Source organism: Ruegeria arenilitoris (assembly GCF_013035425.1).
In the GTDB taxonomy this organism is placed as follows: Bacteria; Pseudomonadota; Alphaproteobacteria; order Rhodobacterales; family Rhodobacteraceae; genus Ruegeria; species Ruegeria arenilitoris_A.
In genome coordinates, this window is record NZ_WQHX01000005.1 from 1 (window position 1) to 23,528 (window position 23,528).

Consider the following 23,528-nt stretch of genomic DNA (forward strand, 5'->3'; position numbering starts at 1 on the left):
CAACCGTGCCAATGTTGACATGCGGTTTCGTACGCTCAAACTTTTCCTTTGCCATGATGGCCTCCTTTTTCGGTAATGAAGGGAGCCCGCGGCGCGAGCTCCCTCAAATTTTCGCTATGCGTATTTCGCCTGGATCTCGTCCGAGATGTTCTGCGGAACAGGATCATAGTGGTCGAACTGCATGGTGAACTGGGCACGGCCCGAAGACATCGAACGCAAAGTGTTGATGTAGCCGAACATGTTGGCCAGCGGAACAAAAGCATCAATAGCGATGGCATTCCCGCGGGGCTCTTGACCAGATACCTGTCCCCGACGCGATGTCAGATCACCAATGATGCCACCGGTATATTCTTCCGGGGTAATCACTTCGACCTTCATGATCGGTTCCAACAATTTCGCGCCGGCTTTGCGCATACCTTCACGCATGCACATACGGCCCGCAATCTCGAACGCCAGAACACTTGAGTCAACGTCGTGGAACTTACCGTCCAAAAGCGCAACTTTGAAGTCGATAACAGGGAAGCCGGCCAACGGGCCGCTGTCCATAACCGACTGGATGCCTTTTTCGACGCCCGGGATGTATTCCTTCGGAACAGCACCGCCGACGATACGGCTTTCGAACGAGTACCCTTCGCCTGGCTCCGTCGGCTGGATCTCCAGCTTGACTTCCGCGAACTGACCCGAACCACCCGACTGTTTCTTGTGGGTATAGGTGTGTTCAACCGGCATCGAGATGGTTTCACGATAGGCCACCTGTGGTGCACCAATGTTCGCTTCAACCTTGAACTCGCGCTTGAGACGGTCAACCAGGATGTCCAGGTGAAGTTCGCCCATACCCTTCATGATGGTCTGACCCGATTCCAGGTCGGTTTCCACGCGGAAGGACGGATCTTCGGCGGCCAGACGGGCCAGACCCTGAGACATCTTTTCCTGATCGCCCTTGGTTTTGGGTTCGACCGCAATCTCGATCACCGGATCGGGGAAGGTCATGGTTTCCAGAACCACCGGATCCTTGGCGTCGCACAAAGTGTCACCGGTGGTAGTGTCTTTCAGACCTGCCAATGCGATGATATCGCCTGCAAACGCCTCCTCGATCTCTTCCCGGTTGTTGGAGTGCATCATCATCATACGGCCGATGCGCTCTTTCTTACCTTTGGTCGAGTTCAGGATTGAGTCGCCTTTGTTCATGACGCCCGAATAGATGCGGGTGAAAGTCAGCGAACCGACAAACGGGTCGTTCATGATTTTGAACGCCAGACCTGAGAAAGCCATGTTGTCGTCGGCGCGACGTGCGATGTCACGAACTTCGTCCTCGTCGCCAGGCTTGAAGCCCATGTAATCGACAACGTCCAGCGGGCTGGGCAGATAGTCGATCACAGCGTTAAGCAGCGGCTGAACACCTTTGTTCTTGAACGCCGAGCCGCCCAATACAGGAACAAATGCAATTTCCAGCGTACCTTTGCGCAGTAGCGCGCGCAGTGTCGGAATATCCGGCTCATTGCCTTCCAGATACTCCATCATCGCGTCGTCATCCATTTCGACGGCCGCTTCGATCATCTTGCCACGCCATTCTTCAGCCATGTCTTTCAGGCTGTCGCGAATCGGAGCTTTGACCCAGCTTGCGCCTAGATCTTCGCCCTGCCACAGCCACTCTTCCATGGTGACCAGGTCGATCAGGCCTTCCAGCTCAGACTCGGCGCCAATCGGAATACCAACTGGAACGGCGCGCGCGCCAGTGCGGTCTTCAATCATGTTGACGCAGTTGAAGAAGTCGGCGCCGATCTTGTCCATCTTGTTGACGAAAACCATACGCGGAACTTTGTAGCGGTCAGCCTGACGCCACACGGTTTCGGTTTGTGGTTCCACACCAGCGTTTGCGTCCAGAACACAGACTGCCCCGTCGAGAACCGCCAGCGAGCGTTCAACTTCGATGGTGAAGTCAACGTGGCCGGGGGTGTCGATGATGTTCAGGCGGTGCTTAGGGGTATCGGCGGTCTGACCGTCCTCGGTGCGTTCCCAAAAGGTGGTTGTCGCAGCCGAAGTGATGGTTATGCCGCGTTCCTGCTCCTGCTCCATCCAGTCCATGGTGGCTGCACCATCGTGCACCTCACCGATGTTGTGGGATTTGCCAGTGTAATACAGGATACGCTCCGAGCAGGTGGTTTTGCCTGCATCGATGTGCGCCATGATACCGAAGTTACGGTATAGTTCGAGCGGATATTCGCGTGCCATTGGTCTAAGCCTCTAGGATTACCAACGATAGTGACTGAAGGCTTTGTTCGCCTCAGCCATCTTGTGGGTGTCTTCGCGCTTCTTCACGGCTGTACCACGGGACTGTACAGCGTCCAGCAGTTCACCGGCGAGGCGTTCTTCCATCGTGTTTTCGTTACGGCCACGCGCAGCAGTGATCAGCCAGCGGATGGCCAGTGCTTCGCGGCGCTCGGGGCGCACTTCGACCGGAACCTGATAGGTTGCACCACCAACCCGGCGCGAGCGAACCTCGACCGACGGCTTGATGTTGTCGAGTGCTTCGTGGAATACTTCGACAGGAGCGCGCTTTACCTTGTTCTCAACGCGGTCAAACGCGTTGTAAACGATGCGCTCTGCGACCGACTTCTTGCCGTCGATCATCAGGTTGTTCATGAATTTTGTAAGGACCTTGTCGCCAAATTTGGCGTCAGGCAGGACTTCGCGTTTTTCGGCGGCGTGACGACGGGACATCTCGGCCTCTCCTTCTTACTTGGGACGCTTCGCGCCGTATTTCGAACGACGCTGTTTACGGTCTTTGACGCCCTGGGTATCCAGAACACCGCGCAGGATGTGGTAACGCACACCGGGAAGGTCTTTTACACGGCCGCCACGGATCAGAACAACCGAGTGTTCCTGCAGGTTGTGGCTTTCACCAGGGATGTAAGAGATGACCTCGAATCCGTTGGTCAGGCGCACCTTGGCAACTTTACGCATAGCCGAGTTCGGCTTCTTCGGTGTAGTTGTATACACACGGGTGCAAACGCCGCGTTTTTGCGGGCACTGCTCCAGATGCATAGACTTCGAGCGTTTTACTTTTGGCTGCCGCGGTTTGCGGATCAGCTGTTGAATAGTTGGCATTCCGGTTTCTTCCCCGTTTTGCAACACACATGACATGCACGCGCGTTGCGTGCGGTTAAACTTGCTGCACTTATGCGTCCACAAGCGCAAAACCCGCGAGCGTTCCCATTCCGAGGTGAACGTCGCGGTTGATTATCAGAGGGCGCGAACTGCAAAATTGTTCGGGCCTTGACCAGTTCATTACTGAAATCGGTTGCGGGGCGGCCCCCGGTTCCGAGATGACGGGCGTATAGGGGGAGTCGGCCTAAGTGTCAACAGCACCTAAGCAAGCGGTCGTTTGTAAGACAAATCATGCCGTCTGGCAGTTGCCGGGTTTACGTTGCATCGGCATGATCTCAGCATATCCCCCAGAACACGATTCAACTGAGACCCGGCTGCTCTACCTTTATAACCCTGACCGACTGAACAAGCGGTTTCGGCTGTTTGGAAGAGTTACTTTACCCAGTTTGCGCGCACAAACTATCAATGTCTTCGACCTTGTAATAGTGGGCGGTGGTTGCGAGCTGACAGTCATGAATTTTGCCCATCAAAATGTGAGTCGGTTAATGCCTGTCGTTAGTTACCCCGATGGGCCTATGTGGTTACGCACCCTGAACGGTTCCAACAATTCAAAAAACGCATGCCGGGAAAGACAGGAGTTAGAGACGCGAGCCAACAATCACCGGACCACCTTCGCAAAGCGTTTTGCCATCGATATTGGCGTTTTAGAACAGGCTTAGTCTGATGTCTGAACCGCTCTTTGCCGGAACAAAGTGAAAAGCCCCGCCCCTACCACCAATGCAGCGCCGATTAAGGTGACACTGTCTGGCCAGTCGCCAAAAACGATCCAGCCGAGGCCCAAAGCCCACAGAAGGCTTGAATATCGAAATGGGGCGATAAAACCAACTTCTCCCACGCGCATTACCATAACACTGAACAAATATCCCATAAGAACGAACACAGCAGCCGAGCCGACCATGACACCCGCCGTTCGAGAAACTGGCACCCAGCCTTCGAATGCTGAAACCCCTGCTGCAGTCAGAGTGATTACCAGAGACGTTGCAAGCGTAACTATCATCGTAGGCACTTCGGGAGACATTCTTCGGGTGACCAAATCGCGAACCGTGACGGAAGCGACCGCAAGCAAAGCATAAATGGAATATATGCTAAATCCTTCGGGACCGGGCCGCACAATAAGCAACATTCCCGCAAAACCCAGACAAATGGCTAGGATACGTCGCCAGCCAACGGTCTCACCAAAAAACACTGCAGCCCCTAACGTAACGGTCAGCGGCAGTACCTGCAGTACGGCAGTGACATTAGCCAGCGGCATATGCATCAGAGCCGTCAAGAAAAAGAAAGTAGCCAGCAATTCTGACAAACAGCGACAGGCGACAAGCCATTTGTCGTGACGCGAAAAATTTAGATGCAGGGCACCCAAATTCCGCGCCAACAGGTAGACTAGGATAGTGGCGACTGCACCTCGCATCGCTATCAACTGGAACAAAGGAAGATCCTGCCCCGCCGATTTCACAAGCGTGTCGTTTACAGTGAAAGCTGCCATGCTGCCCATCATCAGCAAAGCGCCTCTGGCGTTTGGTGTCATTTCTTAAAAGCCCGTTCACAGTCGAGTCATCGCATAGGCCCCGTCCGTGAATACAATGTCAACTCATGTCATGACCCCGCCTAATCTGTTTGGCTCACATGGCGCGGCGGCGGAAGGGTGTAGCCAATCTGATGGCTTCTCTATAAAATTTCCTGTCGCCGTTTCTTAGAACCTGTAGCGCCACAAAGCAGTTCCAGTCTGCGAGGAGAGAAACCAAAATAGCCAAACGTCTCCTTCATCCAAACAGTTTCCAGAGCAGCCAGATACCCTTTGCGTACTATTTCGTCGGAACGCGCACCTGCCGGGACTAAAAGCAACCCGGACCGTGGCCGTTGAAGTGACAGCTCGGGGTCGTGTAGCTGATCATAGGCCCATCCCCAACTCCAAACCCGATCGACCCAGCCTTTGATCATCGAAGGCATACCCCACCAGAACAAAGGAAATACCATGCAAATCGCATCCGCTCAGGCGATCCTTGCTTGTTCCGCGACGATATCAGGCAAGGATTGTTCTTGGTTGTTCGCCTCAATCTCGGCCATGGACCAGCGTGGGTCGAAACCTTCGGCGTGCAAATCCGCCAGCTTAACCGAATGACCCGCCAAAATGGCTCCGTCCATAAAATTTCGGGCGACCACCGCACTGAATGAAGCAGGGTTGGGGTGATCCAGAATTGTCAAAACGTGCATTGGTCGGCTCTAAGCGTTTTGTTTGTTTCACGAGCAATCGCCGGATTTCGAAAGCCGCCGGTAGCGCGTGCTTTGACCAAATCAGGACAACGCTGTCCTGTCCGGTTTGCTGTGCGATACTATCGAAGCTCAAGGTACCTTCAGATTAAGAAGATTCGTTCTCTTCGTTCGATCAAAACCCTGATTGTGATGGCACCGACTAGTTTTACATAACCCAAACGTAAAAGGCCCCGCGAAACCGCAGGGCCTTTTCAGATTTTTGTTTTGCTTAGCCTTACTCGCGGCTTTCAGGCGTTTCCACCAGAACATCCAGTTCGCCACCAACCAGATCGTCGTCCATAATCGGTGCAGCAAGTGCAGCTGCGGCTTCAGCCTCTTCCCGGCGTGCCTCGATCACGACGTTATCGCGTGACTGAGCAACTTGACGCACGGCCTGGGTCGCTCCACCAGTACCTGCTGGTATCAGGCGACCAACGATGACGTTTTCCTTCAGGCCAACCAGCTTGTCTTTCTTGCCCTGAACCGAGGCTTCGGTCAGCACACGAGTGGTTTCCTGGAACGACGCCGCTGAGATGAACGAACGCGTCTGTAGCGAGGCTTTGGTAATCCCCAAGAGGATCGGCTCGCCCTGTGCCGGACGACCGCCGCGCGCGAGGGTCTTCTCGTTGGCAGCGTCGAACTCCTGCTTGTCGACATGTTCGCCTTTCAGCAGGGTGGTGTCGCCTGAATCCAGGATCTCCCACTTCTGCAGCATCTGGCGCACGATGACCTCGATGTGCTTGTCGTTGATCTTCACGCCCTGCAGACGATAGACGTCCTGCACCTCGTCGATCATGTAATCCGCCAGGGCTTCGACGCCCATGATAGACAGGATGTCGTGCGGAGCCGGGTTACCGTCCATCAGGTATTCACCCTTCTGGATAAAGTCGCCTTCCGCGACCGGGATATGTTTGCCCTTGGGCACCATATACTCGATCGTTTCCATCGACTCGTCCGCCGGCTCGATGCTAATGCGGCGCTTGTTCTTGTAGTCGCGACCAAAGCGCACGTAACCATCAGCTTCAGCGATGATCGCGTGATCTTTAGGACGGCGAGCTTCGAACAGTTCGGCCACACGCGGCAAACCACCGGTGATATCTTTGGTCTTGGCCCCCTCACGCGGGATACGCGCGACAACATCACCGGCCTCGATCTTTTGACCGTCTTCGACTGATAAGATCGCATCCACCGACATCGGATAGTGCACTGGGTTACCCGCATCGTTGCGGACCGGCTCACCATCTTCGCCGACCAGAATGATCTCAGGCTTGAGGTCGCTGCCTTTGGGGGCCGCACGCCAGTCGATCACGATCTTCTGGGTCATACCGGTAGCTTCGTCCGTTTCATCCCGGACAGCAAGGCCTGAAACAAGGTCGACGTATTTCGCGGTACCGGCTTTCTCGGCAATGATCGGCAGGGTGTACGGATCCCATTCGAACAGCTTGTCGCCACGCGCAACCTTGGCGCCTTCTTTGACGAACAGTTTAGAACCGTAACCCAGCTTGAAGCTGGCACGCTCTTCGCCATGTTCGTCGTTGATAACAACCTTCATGTTCCGGCCCATGACCAGGCTTTCGCCTGCGGCATTTACCAGAATCTGCGGGTTCTCGAACGCGATGATGCCTTCCTGGTTTGCTTCTTGGAAAGACTGCTGACCACCCTGCGCAACGCCACCGATGTGGAATGTCCGCATGGTCAGCTGCGTACCCGGTTCACCGATAGACTGGGCGGCAATGATGCCAACAGCTTCACCGGTGTTCACCATAGTACCGCGAGCCAGGTCACGGCCGTAGCAGGTGGCACAAACGCCTTCCTCGGACTCGCAGGTCAAAGGCGAACGGATACGGGTCGACTGAACGCCAGCTTCATCAATAGCGTCCGCCATACGCTCGTCGATCAACTGTCCTGCGGCCACGATCACCTCATCCGTGCCCGGACGCAGGATGTCATCTGCAGCCACACGACCCAGCACACGTTCGGCCAACGAGGCAACAACTTCACCGTCGTTAACTGCTGCTTCTGCCGTGATCGCACGCTCTGTACCACAGTCGATTTCGCGAACAATGCAGTCTTGCGCAACGTCCACCAAACGACGTGTCAGGTAACCCGAGTTCGCCGTCTTCAGAGCGGTATCCGACAGACCCTTACGGGCACCGTGGGTCGAGTTGAAGTATTCAAGAACGGTAAGACCTTCCTTGAAGTTTGAGATAATAGGCGTTTCGATGATGTCGCCGTTCGGCTTGGCCATCAAACCACGCATACCGCCCAACTGCTTCATCTGCGTAACCGAGCCACGCGCGCCTGAGTGGGCCATCATGTAGACCGAGTTCGGCTCCATATCAGCCCCAGAGTCGTCTTTAGCGACGTCCGAGATTGTGCTCATCATCGCTTCGGTGACACGGTCGTTACACTTTGACCACGCATCGACAACCTTGTTGTACTTTTCGCCCTGGGTGATCAGGCCATCCATGTACTGCTGTTCAAAGTCTTTCACCTGATCGCGAGTGTCATCTACGATGCCCCACTTGTCGCCGGGGATAACCATGTCGTCTTTGCCGAACGAGATGCCCGCCTTGAACGCTTCTTTGAAGCCCATCGACATGATCTGGTCGCAGAAAATAACCGACTCTTTCTGACCGCAGTAACGGTAGACAGTGTCGATGACTTGTTGAACTTCTTTCTTCCGCAGCAGGCGGTTGACCAGTTCGAACGGCGCCTTGTTGTTCATCGGCAGCAACGCACCCAGACGCAGACGGCCCGGAGTGGTCTCGTAACGCTTTTGAACTTCGTTACCTTCGTCGTCGATCTGCGTGATCCGCGCGGTGATTTTCGAGTGCAGATGCACCTCACCCGCGTCCAGCGCGTGCTGAACTTCCTCGATCGAACCAAAGACCTTACCTTCGCCCGGCATGCCTTCGCGTTCCAAGGTCACGTAGTACAGACCTAGGATCATATCCTGCGACGGAACGATGATCGGCGCGCCGTTTGCAGGGGACAGAACGTTGTTCGTCGACATCATCAGAACACGCGCTTCCAGCTGTGCCTCAAGGCTCAGCGGGACGTGAACCGCCATCTGGTCGCCGTCAAAGTCGGCGTTAAAGGCAGAACAGACCAGCGGGTGCAGCTGGATCGCCTTACCTTCGATCAGGACCGGCTCGAACGCCTGAATGCCAAGACGGTGCAGTGTTGGCGCACGGTTCAGCATGACAGGGTGTTCGCGGATCACCTCGTCGAGGATATCCCACACTTCGGGACGCTCTTTCTCGACCAGTTTCTTCGCCTGTTTCACAGTTGAAGACAGACCCTTGGCTTCAAGGCGCGAGTAGATAAACGGCTTGAACAGCTCCAACGCCATCTTCTTGGGCAGACCACATTGGTGCAGCTTGAGTTCCGGACCGGTCACAATGACCGAACGGCCCGAGAAGTCGACGCGCTTACCCAAAAGGTTCTGACGGAAGCGGCCTTGCTTACCTTTCAGCATGTCGCTGAGCGATTTCAGCGGACGCTTGTTCGCACCGGTGATGACGCGGCCGCGGCGACCGTTGTCAAACAGCGCGTCAACGGATTCCTGCAACATCCGCTTTTCATTGCGGACGATGATGTCAGGTGCGCGCAGCTCGATCAGACGCTTCAGACGGTTGTTCCGGTTGATGACGCGGCGATACAGATCGTTCAGATCCGACGTCGCAAAACGGCCACCATCCAGCGGAACCAGCGGACGCAATTCCGGCGGAATGACCGGGATCACGGTCATAACCATCCACTCGGGCCGGTTGCCCGACTCGAGGAAGGATTCAACAACCTTCAGACGCTTGATGATCTTCTTGGGCTTCAGTTCGCCGGTTGCTTCGGCCAGATCAGCGCGCAGCTGCTCGGCTTCGGCTTCCAGATCGATCTGGGCCAGCATCTCACGGATAGCTTCGGCACCGATATTGGCGGTGAACGCGTCCATGCCATAGGCATCCTGCGCATCCATGTACTCTTCTTCGGTGAGCATCTGGCCATAGGTAAGGTCGGTCAGACCGGGCTCGATGACGACGTAGTTTTCAAAGTACAGAACGCGTTCCAGATCGCGCAGCGTCATGTCAAGCATCAGACCGATGCGGGATGGCAGCGACTTAAGGAACCAGATGTGTGCGACAGGAGCGGCCAGTTCGATGTGGCCCATACGCTCACGGCGGACTTTCTGCAGGGTGACTTCCACACCGCATTTCTCGCAGACAACGCCGCGATACTTCATCCGCTTATATTTGCCGCACAGACATTCGTAATCTTTGATCGGGCCAAAGATACGCGCGCAGAACAGACCGTCGCGTTCGGGCTTGAACGTACGGTAGTTGATGGTTTCGGGTTTCTTGATCTCGCCATAAGACCAAGACAGGATCCGCTCGGGCGACGCCAGCGAGACCTTGATCTCGTCGAAGACCTTCGGGGGCGTCAGCGGGTTGAACGGGTTGTTGGTGATTTCCTGGTTCATTTGTTACCTCAAATCTTGCGGAAGGGGGGACGGGAGAAAGGGCAGCGCCCTCACTCCTCAACCTCCGCATCCAGGAGTTCCATATTCAGGCCGAGGCCACGGACTTCTTTCACCAGAACGTTGAACGATTCCGGTACGCCCGCTTCAAAGTTATCCTCGCCCTTGACGATCGACTCATAGACCTTGGTCCGGCCTGCAACGTCATCCGATTTAACGGTCAACATTTCTTGCAGGGTGTAGGCGGCGCCGTAAGCTTCCAAAGCCCAGACCTCCATCTCACCAAAGCGCTGTCCACCGAACTGCGCCTTACCACCCAGCGGCTGCTGGGTCACCAGGCTGTACGGCCCGGTCGAACGCGCGTGGATCTTGTCGTCCACCAAGTGGTGCAGTTTCAGAAGGTATTTGATGCCTACGGTGACCGGCCTTGCAAATTGCTCACCGGTGCGACCGTCGAACAATATCGACTGACCACTTTCCGAGAAACCAGCGCGGACCAGAGCGTCGTTAACGTCTGCTTCCTTGGCGCCGTCAAAGACCGGGGTCGCAATCGGGACACCGCGGGTTACGTTGCCAGCGGCCTCGACCAGATCTTCCTCGTCCAGACCGGTGATGCCTTCGTCATAGACATCCTCGCCGTAAGCCAGCTTCATCGCTTCGCGAACGGGGGTCAGGTCGCCGGAGCGGCGGTATTCACCCAAGGCATCGTCGATGTTCAGGCCAAGACCACGCGCAGCCCAACCCATATGGGTTTCCAGGATTTGGCCAACGTTCATCCGCGAAGGCACACCTAGCGGGTTCAGACAGAAGTCGACCGGGGTACCATCGGCTAGGAACGGCATGTCTTCCATCGGAACAACCTTGGAGATCACACCTTTGTTCCCGTGACGACCGGCCATCTTGTCGCCCGGTTGCAGCTTACGCTTCACCGCGATGAAGACTTTGACCATCTTCATCACACCTGGCGGCAAGTCGTCGCCACGGCGAACCTTTTCGACCTTGTCCTCAAAACGGGCGTCCAGAGCGCGTTTCTGCACTTCGTACTGCTCGTTCAGAGCTTCTACGACCTGCGCATCCTTCTCGTCTTCCAGTGCCAACTGCCACCACTGTCCTCGGGTCAGCATTTCCAGCAGGTCCTCGGTGATTACCGAAGCCGGCTTAACGCCTTTCGGGCCTTTTACAGCGGTTTTGCCAAGGATCAGACCTTTCAAACGGGCATAGATATTGCGATCAAGGATCGCCAGCTCGTCGTCCCTGTCACGGGCGAGACGTTCGACTTCCTCACGCTCGATCTGCAGTGCACGCTCGTCTTTCTCGACGCCATGACGGTTGAAAACGCGGACTTCCACCACAGTGCCATAATCGCCGGGCTTCACGCGCAGCGAGGTATCGCGGACGTCAGATGCCTTTTCACCAAATATGGCGCGCAAAAGCTTTTCTTCCGGGGTCATCGGGCTTTCGCCCTTCGGAGTGATCTTGCCGACCAGAATATCGCCCGGCTCAACATCCGCACCGATGTAAACGATGCCAGCCTCGTCGAGGTTACGCAGCGCTTCTTCACCAACGTTCGGAATATCGCGAGTGATCTCTTCAGGGCCCAGTTTCGTGTCCCGAGCAGCAACTTCGAATTCCTCGATATGTACCGACGTAAAGACGTCGTCACGCGCGATACGTTCGGAAATCAGTATCGAGTCTTCATAATTGTAACCGTTCCACGGCATGAACGCGACGACCACGTTCTTGCCAAGCGCCAGTTCACCCATATCGGTCGATGGACCATCGGCGATGACCTCGCCCTTTTGGACGGTGTCACCCACCTTTATCAGCGGACGCTGGTTAATGCAGGTGTTCTGGTTCGAGCGCTGGAACTTACGCAAGCGATAGATGTCAACGCCCGCGTCACCCAATTCCAAATCCTCGGTGGCACGGATAACGATACGCTGGGCATCGACCTGGTCGATGATACCGGCGCGTTTCGCCTGAATCGCAGCGCCCGAGTCGATCGCAACCTTACCTTCGATCCCGGTACCGACCAGCGGCGCCTCAGCCCGTAACAAGGGAACTGCCTGACGTTGCATGTTCGAACCCATCAGAGCACGGTTGGCGTCATCGTTTTCAAGGAACGGGATCAGCGATGCAGCGACTGATACCAACTGCTTCGGTGACACGTCGATCAGGTCCACATTCTCACGCGGGGCAAGAGTGTAGTCACCGGCCTGACGGGTTGACACCAGATCGTTGATGAACTTGCCATCAGCATCCAGCGTTGCGTTCGCCTGCGCCACCGTGTGGCGCATTTCCTCGGTCGCGGACATGTAGTGAACCTCATCGGTCACCTCGGCATCTTTAACGACACGATAAGGTGTTTCGATGAAGCCATACTTGTTGACGCGGGCAAATGTAGCCAGCGAGTTGATCAAACCGATGTTCGGACCTTCCGGCGTTTCAATCGGGCACATCCGGCCATAGTGAGTCGGGTGCACGTCGCGCACCTCGAAACCAGCGCGCTCACGTGTCAGGCCACCGGGGCCAAGCGCCGACAAGCGGCGTTTGTGGGTGACTTCCGACAGCGGGTTGGTCTGGTCCATGAACTGCGACAACTGCGACGACCCGAAGAATTCGCGAACAGCGGCAGCAGCTGGCTTCGCGTTGATCAGGTCTTGCGGCATCACGGTGTCGATCTCGACCGAAGACATACGCTCTTTGATTGCACGTTCCATGCGTAGCAGACCAACACGGTACTGGTTCTCCATAAGTTCGCCGACCGAACGAACGCGACGGTTACCCAGATGGTCGATATCGTCCACATCGCCCTTGCCGTCACGAAGCTCAACCAGAGCTTTGATACAGGCCACAATGTCTTCGCGGTCCAGTGTTCTCTGCGTGTCCGGCTTATCAAGCGCCAGGCGCATGTTCATTTTCACACGACCAACGGCCGACAGATCATAACGCTCGCTGTCGAAAAACAGAGTATCAAACAGTGCCGAAGCCGCTTCGACGGTGGGCGGCTCACCCGGACGCATGACACGATAAATATCCATGAGCGCGCTCTCGCGGTTCATGTTTTTGTCCTGGGCCATAGTGTTGCGCATGTAGGGGCCGACATTGACGTTGTCGATGTCCAGAACCGGAATATCGGTGATGCCGGCGTCGATCAGGTCCTTCGCCGTTCCTCCGATCAGTTCGCCATCTTTATCGTATTCCAGTGTCAGCTCGTCACCGGCTTCAACATAGATGGCACCGGTTTCTTCGTTGATAATGTCCTTGGCGACGAATTTGCCAACGATATGATCAAACGGAACGAGGAGTTCTGTAACACTGCCCTCGTCTATCAACTTTTTGACGGCGCGTGGAGTAACTTTCTTGCCCGCTTCGGCGATCACTTCGCCAGATTTGGCATCAACCAAATCATAGGATGGGCGGGTGCCTCGCACACGTTCGGGGAAGAAGGGTGCAACCCACCCCTTCTTTTTGTCCAGCTTGTACGAGACCGTCTCGTAATACGCATCCATGATCGCTTCCTGATCCAGTCCCAATGCGTACAGCAGTGTTGTGACAGGCAGCTTGCGGCGACGGTCGATACGGGCGAACACGATGTCCTTGGCGTCGAACTCAAAGTCCAGCCAACTGCCGCGATACGGGATGATGCGGCACGCAAACAACAATTTACCCGAAGAGTGGGTTTTTCCCTTGTCATGGTCGAAGAACACACCCGGCGAACGATGCATCTGCGACACAATAACGCGTTCGGTACCGTTCACGATGAACGTCCCGTTTGGCGTCATCAAAGGCATGTCACCCATGAACACGTCCTGTTCCTTGATGTCCTTCACAGATTTGGCGCCAGTATCCTCGTCGACATCGAACACGATTAATCGCAGGGTGACTTTGAGCGGCGCGCTGTAAGTCATGTCGCGCTGCATACACTCTTCGACATCGTATTTGGGTTTTTCCAGATCGTATTTCACGAACTCCAAAACAGAGGTTTCGTTGAAGTCTTTGATCGGGAAAACCGACTGGAAAACACCTTTGATTCCTTCGCCATCAGTGGGCTGTTCGGCATCGCCGGATCTAAGGAATAGGTCATAAGAAGATTTCTGGACCTCAATGAGGTTTGGCATTTCCAAAACTTCGCGGATTTTGCCGTAATATTTACGAAGACGTTTCTGGCCAAGGAACGTTTGAGCCATGTCAGATGTCACCTTTCGATGTTCTCAGCGGGCAAAGACACCGTCGGGCCCCGGCGCCTTGCACATTCGAGACGACACGTCCGGATCAATTCATGGCCACCGTCCCGAGTGGCGGCCTCCCGATCCGCGAACCGTATCTTAGAAAACTCCTCAGGGATTGAGGCCCTTTCTAAGACAGGTTCGGCTGGACCCGAATTTCTTCGAGCCCAGCCAAATTTCGACGCATCATTAATGCGCCAATGGACTGACTTAGGCCAGTTCGACCTCGGCGCCAGCTGCTTCCAGCTTGCCTTTGATCTCTTCTGCTTCTGCCTTGTCCACGCCTTCTTTGATCTTGCCGCCAGCTTCGACCAGTTCTTTGGCTTCTTTCAGGCCCAGGCCTGTGATGCCGCGAACTTCTTTGATGACGTTGATTTTTGAAGCGCCAGCGTTCTTCAGAACGACGTCGAATTCGGTCTTTTCTTCCTCGGCTGCACCGCCGGCATCGCCAGCTGCGCCTGCGACCATTACAGCGCCGCCAGCTGCGGGCTCAATGCCGTACTCGTCCTTGAGGATTGTTTTCAGTTCTTGTGCTTCCAGCAGGGTCAGACCAACGATCTCTTCTGCCAGTTTCTTCAGATCAGCCATTGTATCAGCTCTTTCCGTTTACAATCATGTGTTCCAACGTCTGGGTATTCACCCCACGCAGATCATTCAGTGCCAACCGCTTACGCAGCTTCCGCCTTCTCTTCGATGGTGGAAAGGATGCTTGCGATATTGCTTGCAGGTGCGCCAATCGCGCCGGCAATGTTCGAGGCAGGTGCGCCAATGCAGCCAACGATCGAAGCAATAAGCTCTTCACGAGACGGCATTTTCGAAACTGCTGTAACACCAGCACGGTCCAGAGCGTTCTCGCCCATTGCACCGCCAAGGATTTCGAACTTCTGGTTCTCCTTGGCGTAGTCCTCGGCCACCTTGGCTGCTGCCACCGGGTCCTCGGAATAGGTCAGAACGGTCATCCCTGTCAGCAGGTCGGCCATGCTTTCACAAGGCTTACCCTCAAGGGCGATTTTGGCGAGCCTGTTCTTGGCAACACGCACAGAACCACCCGCTTCACGAGCACGCGCGCGAAGGTCCTGCATCTCAGCAACTGTCAGACCGGCGTAGTGCGAAACCACTACGACGCCAGAGCTTTCAAAGATCTGGCCGAGTTCCTCGACCACTTTCTCTTTCTGGGCTCTATCCACAGTTCTCTCCAAGTTAGGGGCGATATTTCACCCCGGCTCATATTTGCCAAAGCCAAAGCTCCGGCGTTCAGGTCCGTTGTTACGGGATTAGCCAAAATGCGCCCAAGGGTCAGGACCCTCAGAAATCTTTGGTCTTACCCGTCTCAGGCAGGAAATTAAGGGACCGGTCGGGCCCACCCACCGTCTTGGACGAAACGAAATAAAGCGCACGACGAATCGCACGCTTTATTCCGCAGCTCTACTTAGGCCACTTAGGCGAGGTTTCCAAGGGGTAAATTCGGGCTTTCTGCGGCTAGAAAGAACGACGCTTTGTATCCGTCGCTGTTTGCCCAACCCAGTTCCAAGAAATCTAAAACTCAATTTTCTTTGCAGCAGGCAATCAATTGGTATCGCTGCGGGCTAAGTCTTCAAGATGTTGCATCCGGGCCCGGCTCAGCGCTTCAAAACTGTTCTGCTTGGAAAATGCTGCCGCAAGCTCGCATCTGTGCGCAATATCTGATCTGGACTTTTCAATTTGAGCGATGACTGCAGCCAGCTTTTTTACCTGACCTATCGGTGAGACCCATCCGGCCCGAGAGTCCTTTTGCAGGTCCGACCACATTTCATTTCCATAGCCGACCACCGAGAGCCCACATCCCATGTTCTCGATATACGTGCATGACGGGTCTGATTGCCGGTGACAGCATACATAGATGTCACAATTTGATCTGAGATACGGAACCAACTCTGAACTAAAGTCCAATGGTTCCAGGCGTTGAACATTTTCTGAAAGATTATTTTGCGCGATGTCATTGTCGATTTGACCCTCCAAGCTGCCAGTGCCGAAGATCTTCAACATGAAAGGTACGCCCAACGACCGTAGTTCCAACGCCAGTGGAACTAAGTCGTGGGCACCCTTCATCTTTTCCAATCGCCCCGTGTAGACCAATTGCAAGGGGTCGCCTGCCAACAACCTGTTGCGCCTATGTTGCATTTCCTCGGGTGTCGCATAAAGGTCTGCGGTCATACGATTGTCGAGGAACAAAAGTGTGTTCGGATCGAACTTCTTGCATACTTCAAAAGCTGGATACCCGTTAGCCTGAATGGCATCCATTTTCCCAAGGAATTTTCGCCTCCGAAACTCCTGCAGCACCAGTTTTGCCGCGGTATATATCCTTCGAATAGCGTTGCGGTCTTGGTCGAGAAAAGCAATCCGCAGTCGCGTATTGAGGTTATACTCCAGTGTCGTTGCTACTTTGGCTCCGACAGAGCGGGCTAGATCAGGAACACTAAAATTTCTTTTGTCATCAGCGCTGCAGAAAATCAAATCATAGCCGCTCAAATGTTCCGGTCTTACCTCTTCGTGTTCAGATATGAGGTGCAGTTGGAAACCCGCGGTTTCTGGTTGATACGGACGCGCCCCGAACGGGATTTCTGTCGCGCCTTCTCTCATTAGGCAATCAAAAGAACCGGGCCACATACTGCTTTGAAGCTTCATGCCTTCTAGGAACTTCGAATCCAGTTCATAGCCCTGACTTGTCTCAACCACGGGCGCCGGCGTAAGCATCAGCATTCGAAGTTCCGGCATAATTGCGAACCTAACACCCATTTGTGAAAACGAACATTGCCCTGACCAATCTCGTCTTAACTATCTCAATCATTTTTTTCGATTGAGAAAAAGGTTCAGGGTACGTCTATCTTCACAGTTAAAAACACACTAGACGAGGGTAACTTTCGATAAATTTTATGCAAGAAAAATCCCGGATGGCTTTCACCATCCGGGACCAAAACTCAAATTTTATGCGCAGAGCTTATTCGCCCGACGCGGCTGCCACATCCAGTGTCACGCCAGGGCCCATTGTCGAGCTAAGCGCGATTTTCTTCATATATGTGCCTTTGGCTCCCGACGGCTTGGCCTTCGCAACAGCCGAGATAAAGGCGCGGACGTTTTCAACCAGCTTGGCTTCGTCGAACGACGCTTTGCCAACGCCAGCGTGCACAACGCCGCCTTTTTCCGCCTTGAATTGAACTTCGCCGCCTTTAGCCGCCTCTACAGCCGCTTTTACGTCCATGGTCACAGTGCCAACTTTGGGGTTCGGCATAAGGTTACGTGGACCCAAGACTTTACCCAAACGGCCAACGATTGGCATCATGTCAGGGGTTGCAATGCAGCGGTCAAATTCAATGGTGCCGCCCTGAATGGTCTCCATCAGATCCTCTGCACCCACGATATCTGCGCCAGCTTCCTTTGCTTCGTCGGCTTTGGGTCCACGTGCAAATACAGCGACGCGCATTGCCTTACCGGTCCCGTTAGGCAGGCCGACAACGCCACGAACCATTTGATCCGCGTGACGCGTGTCGACACCCAGGTTCAGCGCTATCTCGATGGTTTCGTCGAACTTAGAAGTCGCGTTGCCCTTGACCAGTGAAACAGCTTCTTCAACCGACAGGTTTTCCTTGCCGGCGATAGCTTCGCGCGCTGCGCGCGTACGTTTGCCAAGTTTTGCCATCTTACTTCACCTCTATGCCCATAGAGCGGGCCGAGCCCAGGATGATCTGCATTGCGCCTTCGACGTCATTGGCATTCAGATCTTTCATTTTGGCTTCTGCTATTTCGCGTACCTGCTTAGAGGTAACTGTCGCCACCGTTTCGCGACCGGGATTTTCTGCACCGCGTGGGCGATTGCGCTTACCCACCGGCTTCAGTCCAGCCGCTTTTTTCAGGTAGTAAGACGCGGGCGGCGTCTTGATGTCCATAGTGAAGGACTTGTCCTGATAGTAGGTAATCACAGTCGGGCAAGGTGCACCCGGCTCCATATCAGCGGTCTTGGCATTGAACGCCTTACAGAATTCCATAATGTTGATACCGCGCTGACCCAACGCCGGACCAACTGGTGGCGATGGGTTCGCCTGACCTGCAGGAACCTGCAGCTTCATTGTACCAGCAAGCTTCTTAGCCATCTGGTTTCTCCTTTTCCAACACCCCGCAAACGCGTCTTTGGGGTTTTAAGTTGTGTGGTCCGGTTTGCACATCGCGTTGCGCGCGCCTCCCACGCTTTATTATCCGCTTATCGATTGGATTCGCGAACGACGATGCGGGTTATATCGAAACTTCTCTGATATCAAGCCTTGTCTTCTCAATCAGTGTTCAGAAGATCTTCGTAAGCAGACATCCAAGACGAAGCGACAGTCGGCCAAGCGTAGTCCCGCAAAGCGCGAGAGCGTGCCTTCTGAGAAATTTTTTGCGCGAAACTAGCGTCAGAGGAGAGTTGATCCATCGCGCGTGCGACGCCGCGGACCACAGTATCCGGGTCACTTGCCTCAACAAATATAGCCTCTTCATCCGTAGCCAACTGTACCGGCCCACCCCATCGAAGTGTGACAACCGGCAATCCAAGACCCATCGCCTCTTGCATAACAATACCGTTCGCTTCTGCCAGAGTTGGAAAAATAAACCCGCGAAATCGAGACATGTCCTTCACATAACTGGAATGATCCAACCAGCCGGGAAAAGTCACGCGATCTGCGATTCCCAGGCTTTCAGCCAGCTCCACCAATTTGGCGCGTTCGGAACCTTCACCGTAAATCGTCAATTTGACTGGTTGTTCGGACACGGCAACAGCTCGAATTGCAAGGTCCGCTCCCTTGTAGTTCACCATCCGTCCGATCCAGACAAACTCGCCATTCCACCCTTCATGAGTAATTGGCGGCGCGGACAATATTTCTTCCGAGATCCCGGCATCTGCGACTGAGATCATTTTCCCCCGATCGCAACCTGCCCATCCAAGAGCTCTGCGGGTACGTTCGCCTCCCGATACCAGCAGTTTATCGGCCTTCTTCATTATTCCCAACGTCGACCCTAAAAAGTTCTGGATTGGTTTGTAAAAACGTTGCTGAACACGCTTTCCTTTACTCTGACGATCACTGAACCCGGAGGGAAAGAAAATGTTACCCGAGAGCGGCCCGACAACGTGACGATACCCCGCGGGTGGAAAACGTTGCGTCGTAGGTGAGATCGGGCAGAGGTAATGCAAAATCGTTATGGTTGGGTCGAAATCTCGGCAAATCTTCTTGATTTCAAGATGAAACAGGGTGTCGACTAAAGAGCCCAAAATTCGACTGCGCCAGCACAGAACCATTAATGCAGAATCCCGGACGAAAATCACTCGGTCATCAGCAAAGTGTCCCTCAAGCGAGGCTTTACATCTTTCATGTGTCAGAAGATATGCGTCGTAGTCGTTTTCAAGAAGGAACCGAAAGAACTGAAAGGCTTTTATCGCCTCTCCTCCCATATCCGTTCCAGCATTGGTCGAAATCACCACAATTTTCATAAAAACCGCGCGGGTACACTAAATACTCCGCGCAGCTTATGACCCGGGTCGCGCTTTGCCAAGCGCGATCACTCCCGGCGAACAAACAAACCTAGGATTGTTTCGTGACCTGAGTGAAATCCAGTTCCACCGGCGTTTCCCGGCCAAAGATCGAAACAGAGACTTTCAATTTCTGATTCTCGTCGTCGACACCTTCGACCATGCCGTCGAAATCTTCGAAAGGGCCATCGTTGACCTTTACCTTCTCGCCAACTTCGAAGGTAATCATCAACTTTGGCGCTTCTTCGCCTTCCTGAACGCGGTTGAGGATTTGGTTAACCTCGGCATCTCGCATAGGCATTGGGCGGCCTTGCGGCCCAAGGAATCCAGTGACACGGTTTATCGAGTTAATCAGGTGATAACCCTGATCAGACATTTCCATGTGAACCAACACATAGCCTGGCATAAAGCGGCGTTCCGTCGTGACCTTTTTGCCCCTGCGAACTTCGATCACTTCTTCGGTGGGAACTAGAACCTCGTCTATGTCCTCTTCAAGGCCATGCTCTGCGACGGAGGTACGGATTTGTTCTGCGATCTTCTTTTCGAAATTCGAAAGAACGCTGACCGAGTACCACCGTTTCGCCATGAACCTGTCGCCCTTGTTTGCCTTCGGCATATCCTAATTCTTGGACATGCCCATCGTTGAAATTATATCACCGTCTCCGGAATAAAAAGCGGCGCACAGCCCGAATCGCCGCACGCCCATTCCGAATAGTTCCGCGTCAACTACTCTGACACGACGCTCTGTGCAAGGGGGCAGTAGCGATTGGTTTCAACCCGACCCGTCTTAGCTGAAGGCGCCAAGAACCAGCTGCAGGCCACCGCGGATACCCAGATCGACCAACGCAAAGAAAACAGCCGTCAAAGCTGCCATGATAAAGACCATCACCGTGGTCAACAGTACTTCGCGCCGTGTAGGCCAAACGACTTTGGACACTTCGGCGCGAACCTGCTGAATGAACTGTATTGGGTTTGTGGTTGCCATCAGGCTTTCGTCTCTTTGCTTGCGGATGGGTCGGACATAACCGGGCAATGCGGCAATTTCAAGGGCCGCCACGATGCTAGTTAAGGCTTAGGGTGGTCATCCCATTCATTATTAAGAATGCGCTGAGCATCGCCTTCGGGGTCATCGTATTGATTTGACCGGACTGTGTAGAGGAAAGCAACCAGACCGATACCGCCCAGAAACAGGGAAATAGGGATCAGATAGGCCAGGACTTCCATTCAGTTCACCTCAACCTCAGTGCGTTCAGTGATACTGTAATCGAAGATGCCGACATAGCCAAAGCGGCGATCAAAGGGGTTGCCAATCCTGCCACAGCCAACGGGACAGCAATAACGTTATAAACCGTGGCGATCCGAAAATTCTCACGAATACGTCGTGTTGCCGCATTCGCTGTTTGGCAAGCCTCCGAAATCGGGGAAAGATCGTTTCCAAGCAACACAATGTCAGATGCCACCCGAGCGGCATCCAACGCCGACGCAGGTGAAATCGACACATGTGCGGCAGCCAATGCTGCTGTATCGTTCAAGCCATCACCGACCATGAGAACGCGGCGGCCCTGATCGCCCATCTCCTGAACTCTTGCTGCTTTGTCCTGTGGCAATGCTTCCGCTTCCCACGCATGAATTCCCAGCCAGTTAGCGAGATTTTCCACCGCACCCTGTGTGTCGCCCGATATCAGCATGACATCTTTTCCCGCCAATTGGAAAGCTGACACGGCCTCTGCCGCACCTTTGCGCAAACTATCGGAAAAATAAAACGCCACCGGCTTTTGATCTCCAATTGCCAACCAAGCCGCCGTCACATTTTCAGCCTCCCCGCCAGTCCAAGCCGCACGACCAAAGCGGGCCCTCTGACCATTGTATGCGGCCTCGGTTCCGAAACCCGGCACCTCTTTGATGTCTTGCAAATTGGCTGGCTCAATTCCTGCCTCGCGTGCGGCTCGGGCCAATGCCACAGACAAAGGATGCGCAGATGCTTCAGCCAAAGCCAGCGCAACCTGCAGATCATCTTCAGAGTGCGAACTCAGATCGGTGACCTCCGGCTTGCCGTCTGTAAGTGTACCGGTTTTGTCAAACACGACAGTATCCACTTCGGCCAACCTCTCCAAAGCGGTGGCATGCTTGATCAACATGCCATTTCGAAACAAACGACCTGATGCGGCAGTTGTCACGGCAGGAACAGCGAGGCCCAATGCACACGGGCAGGTAATAATCAGTACTGCTGCCGCGACATTCAGTGCTGTTCGAATATCGCCTGAGTACACATACCAACCTAGAAAGCTGAAAGCGGCGAGTATATGCACGCCCGGCGCGTAAAGTTTGGCGGCCTTGTCCGCCAATGAGGTATAGCGTGAACGCCCTGACTCGGCGATGGCTACCAAATCCGCCATCTGATGCAGTGACGTATCCTCGCCTACGGCAGTTGCGCGAATAGTAAGAGGGCCGGTCAAATTGACCTCGCCGGCGCTTACCTTCAGCCCTTCTTGGGCAAAAACCGGGGTGGTTTCTCCTGTCAGAAGCGATCGATCCAGCTCTGACCGACCTGAGACAATCTCGCCGTCAACAGGCATTCGCCCACCGGGGCGGACAAGTACAAGGTCGTCAAGTTTCAAATCTGCTACAGCGACTTCCTCCTCGATCCCCCCAACAAGCCGAGTTGCTCTGGGCACTTCAAGCGCTGTGAGTTCTTCTGCCGCAGATCGTGCGATCGCGCGCGTGCGGTAGTCCAGATAGCGACCGGCAAGCAAAAAGAAGGTCAACGTCAGTGCAGCGTCGAAATACGCATGCTTTCCGCTTAACGCGGTTTCCGAAAGTGAGGTCGCCAAAGCCAGCAGAATAGCAAGAACAATAGGCACGTCCATGTTCAATCTTCGAACACGCAGTGCACCCCATGCATTTGCAAAAAATGGCTGGGCAGAAAACGCGATTGCAGGCAGGGCAATTGCAGCCGAAATCCAGTGGAACATATCGCGTGTCGCGTCGGTCGCTCCCGACCAGACCGAGACAGACAACAACATAACGTTCATCGAAGCAAACCCGGCGACCGCCAGACGCATCAGCAATTCCCGCCCGGTCTTATCCGTCTGCGTGGCGGAAAGAGCGCCCGGATCCAATTCGTGTGCCTCATATCCCGCACGTTCCAAAACCGGTATCAAATCTCTAGCGTTCAGATCCGGCGCAGCCTTAACCATGGCCCTTTTCAGTGTCAGGTTTACCCTGGCGTCTTCGACACCAGGAAATGCGTTCAGTTCGCGTTCAACTGTTGCGATACACGCCGAGCAGTGAATTCCGGGCAGCGAAAGTGCGATTTGTGCATCCCGAGGAGTAACTCGCGCAGGCTCAGCAGGTGACGCTATACAACCCGGACAAGCTGCCGCGCTACTGGAAGTCTGCCCCGTCAACGACCTACCCTTTCACATACAGCGGAATGCGCTGCGTGAATTCTGTTCCGTCATGGTTTGTGGCCAAAAGACGAATATTCCAGTTTCCCTCTCCCAGAATGGCAGGCGCTGCATACGCTAATCCATCAAATGTGAAATCGGGCGAGAAATCTTCCTTCACATGTGTGGCTCGTCCCACAACCGCTTGCAAATCGGATACCTTTACCGGAGATCCTGTTTGGTCCGTGATATGGAGGATCAAAAGCCCGCCTTTGAACTCCGCCCGAACATCCCAACCCAAGGCTTGGTGATTCTGTAAGCGCTCATTGAATTCCTGACTAGCAACATAGGAATTCTTCACCTCGAGTCCCGGAAAGGTCTTGACCGCATTATAGGCCAATACAAGGTTAACCGTAATAATCACGCCAAAGGCCGCTACAAACATAGCCAGAGCGTGTTTTCCGGTGAACTGCCGTTCCGACATA

Annotated in this window: 18 protein-coding genes and 1 pseudogene; 1 reads left to right on the forward strand and 18 read right to left on the reverse strand. The window is 54.4% G+C overall.

Annotation, left to right across the window (positions count from 1 at the left end; all coding sequences use genetic code 11):
• Positions 1-114: 114 nt before the first annotated feature.
• Genes fusA through rpsL form a run of 3 tightly spaced genes read right to left on the reverse strand, consistent with a single transcriptional unit; the run spans position 115 to position 3,108 of the window.
• Complete coding sequence (gene fusA, locus GOV45_RS14450; RefSeq protein ID WP_170479057.1) at positions 115-2,232, reverse strand: elongation factor G; 2,118 nt, start codon at positions 2,230-2,232, stop codon at positions 115-117.
• Between the two features lie 18 nt (positions 2,233-2,250).
• Positions 2,251-2,721 (reverse strand): 30S ribosomal protein S7, encoded by a 471-nt coding sequence (rpsG, locus tag GOV45_RS14455; protein ID WP_010441203.1) that lies wholly within the window; start codon positions 2,719-2,721, stop codon positions 2,251-2,253.
• 15 nt (positions 2,722-2,736) lie between these two features.
• Positions 2,737-3,108 carry a 30S ribosomal protein S12 gene (rpsL, locus tag GOV45_RS14460; protein ID WP_005621086.1) on the reverse strand — a complete coding sequence of 124 codons (372 nt, stop codon included), beginning with the start codon at positions 3,106-3,108 and terminating at the stop codon, positions 2,737-2,739.
• A gap of 329 nt (positions 3,109-3,437) precedes the next feature.
• Here rpsL and GOV45_RS14465 point away from each other — a divergent pair, with 329 nt between their 5' ends.
• Positions 3,438-3,827 (forward strand): glycosyltransferase, encoded by a 390-nt coding sequence (locus GOV45_RS14465; RefSeq protein WP_170479059.1) that lies wholly within the window; start codon positions 3,438-3,440, stop codon positions 3,825-3,827.
• Here the strand turns inward: GOV45_RS14465 and GOV45_RS14470 are convergent.
• The 15 genes and pseudogenes from GOV45_RS14470 to GOV45_RS14545 all read right to left on the reverse strand — a co-directional run bounded on the left by GOV45_RS14470 (position 3,824) and on the right by GOV45_RS14545 (position 23,527).
• Positions 3,824-4,693, reverse strand: coding sequence for a DMT family transporter (locus GOV45_RS14470; protein ID WP_170479061.1), 870 nt, complete (start codon positions 4,691-4,693; stop codon positions 3,824-3,826). The two genes, GOV45_RS14465 and GOV45_RS14470, sit on opposite strands and share 4 nt — an antisense overlap.
• A 140-nt stretch (positions 4,694-4,833) precedes the next feature.
• Positions 4,834-5,379 (reverse strand): annotated as a pseudogene (locus GOV45_RS23350) (NAD(P)H-dependent oxidoreductase).
• A gap of 274 nt (positions 5,380-5,653) precedes the next feature.
• Positions 5,654-9,895: a DNA-directed RNA polymerase subunit beta' gene (gene rpoC, locus GOV45_RS14485; protein WP_170479067.1), complete on the reverse strand. Its 4,242-nt coding sequence runs from the start codon at positions 9,893-9,895 to the stop codon at positions 5,654-5,656.
• A gap of 50 nt (positions 9,896-9,945) precedes the next feature.
• Positions 9,946-14,082 (reverse strand): DNA-directed RNA polymerase subunit beta, encoded by a 4,137-nt coding sequence (gene rpoB / locus GOV45_RS14490; protein WP_170479069.1) that lies wholly within the window; start codon positions 14,080-14,082, stop codon positions 9,946-9,948.
• Between the two features lie 249 nt (positions 14,083-14,331).
• On the reverse strand, positions 14,332-14,709 hold the full coding sequence (gene rplL, locus GOV45_RS14495) for a 50S ribosomal protein L7/L12 (protein WP_093964343.1): 378 nt from the start codon (positions 14,707-14,709) through the stop codon (positions 14,332-14,334).
• 80 nt (positions 14,710-14,789) lie between these two features.
• Positions 14,790-15,308: a 50S ribosomal protein L10 gene (gene rplJ, locus GOV45_RS14500; RefSeq protein ID WP_170479071.1), complete on the reverse strand. Its 519-nt coding sequence runs from the start codon at positions 15,306-15,308 to the stop codon at positions 14,790-14,792.
• A 379-nt stretch (positions 15,309-15,687) separates the two neighbouring features.
• The gene (locus tag GOV45_RS14505; RefSeq protein WP_170479072.1) at positions 15,688-16,875 is read right to left on the reverse strand and encodes a glycosyltransferase; all 1,188 of its coding nucleotides are present in this window, start codon (positions 16,873-16,875) and stop codon (positions 15,688-15,690) included.
• A gap of 223 nt (positions 16,876-17,098) precedes the next feature.
• Positions 17,099-17,797 carry a 50S ribosomal protein L1 gene (rplA, locus tag GOV45_RS14510; RefSeq protein WP_170479074.1) on the reverse strand — a complete coding sequence of 233 codons (699 nt, stop codon included), beginning with the start codon at positions 17,795-17,797 and terminating at the stop codon, positions 17,099-17,101.
• A gap of 1 nt (position 17,798) precedes the next feature.
• On the reverse strand, positions 17,799-18,248 hold the full coding sequence (gene rplK, locus GOV45_RS14515) for a 50S ribosomal protein L11 (RefSeq protein ID WP_010440985.1): 450 nt from the start codon (positions 18,246-18,248) through the stop codon (positions 17,799-17,801).
• 176 nt (positions 18,249-18,424) lie between these two features.
• Positions 18,425-19,618: a glycosyltransferase family 4 protein gene (locus GOV45_RS14520; protein ID WP_170479075.1), complete on the reverse strand. Its 1,194-nt coding sequence runs from the start codon at positions 19,616-19,618 to the stop codon at positions 18,425-18,427.
• Between the two features lie 91 nt (positions 19,619-19,709).
• Positions 19,710-20,243, reverse strand: coding sequence for a transcription termination/antitermination protein NusG (gene nusG / locus GOV45_RS14525; RefSeq protein WP_170479666.1), 534 nt, complete (start codon positions 20,241-20,243; stop codon positions 19,710-19,712).
• A gap of 201 nt (positions 20,244-20,444) precedes the next feature.
• Entirely contained in the window at positions 20,445-20,642 is a 198-nt protein-coding gene (gene secE / locus GOV45_RS14530; protein WP_170460241.1) for a preprotein translocase subunit SecE, read from the reverse strand.
• Positions 20,643-20,722: 80 nt separating this feature from the next.
• Complete coding sequence (ccoS, locus tag GOV45_RS14535; protein WP_170479077.1) at positions 20,723-20,881, reverse strand: cbb3-type cytochrome oxidase assembly protein CcoS; 159 nt, start codon at positions 20,879-20,881, stop codon at positions 20,723-20,725.
• Between the two features lie 5 nt (positions 20,882-20,886).
• Positions 20,887-23,064 carry a heavy metal translocating P-type ATPase gene (locus GOV45_RS14540; RefSeq protein ID WP_170479079.1) on the reverse strand — a complete coding sequence of 726 codons (2,178 nt, stop codon included), beginning with the start codon at positions 23,062-23,064 and terminating at the stop codon, positions 20,887-20,889.
• A 4-nt stretch (positions 23,065-23,068) separates the two neighbouring features.
• The gene (locus GOV45_RS14545; RefSeq protein WP_170479081.1) at positions 23,069-23,527 is read right to left on the reverse strand and encodes a FixH family protein; all 459 of its coding nucleotides are present in this window, start codon (positions 23,525-23,527) and stop codon (positions 23,069-23,071) included.
• Position 23,528: the final 1 nt, after the last annotated feature.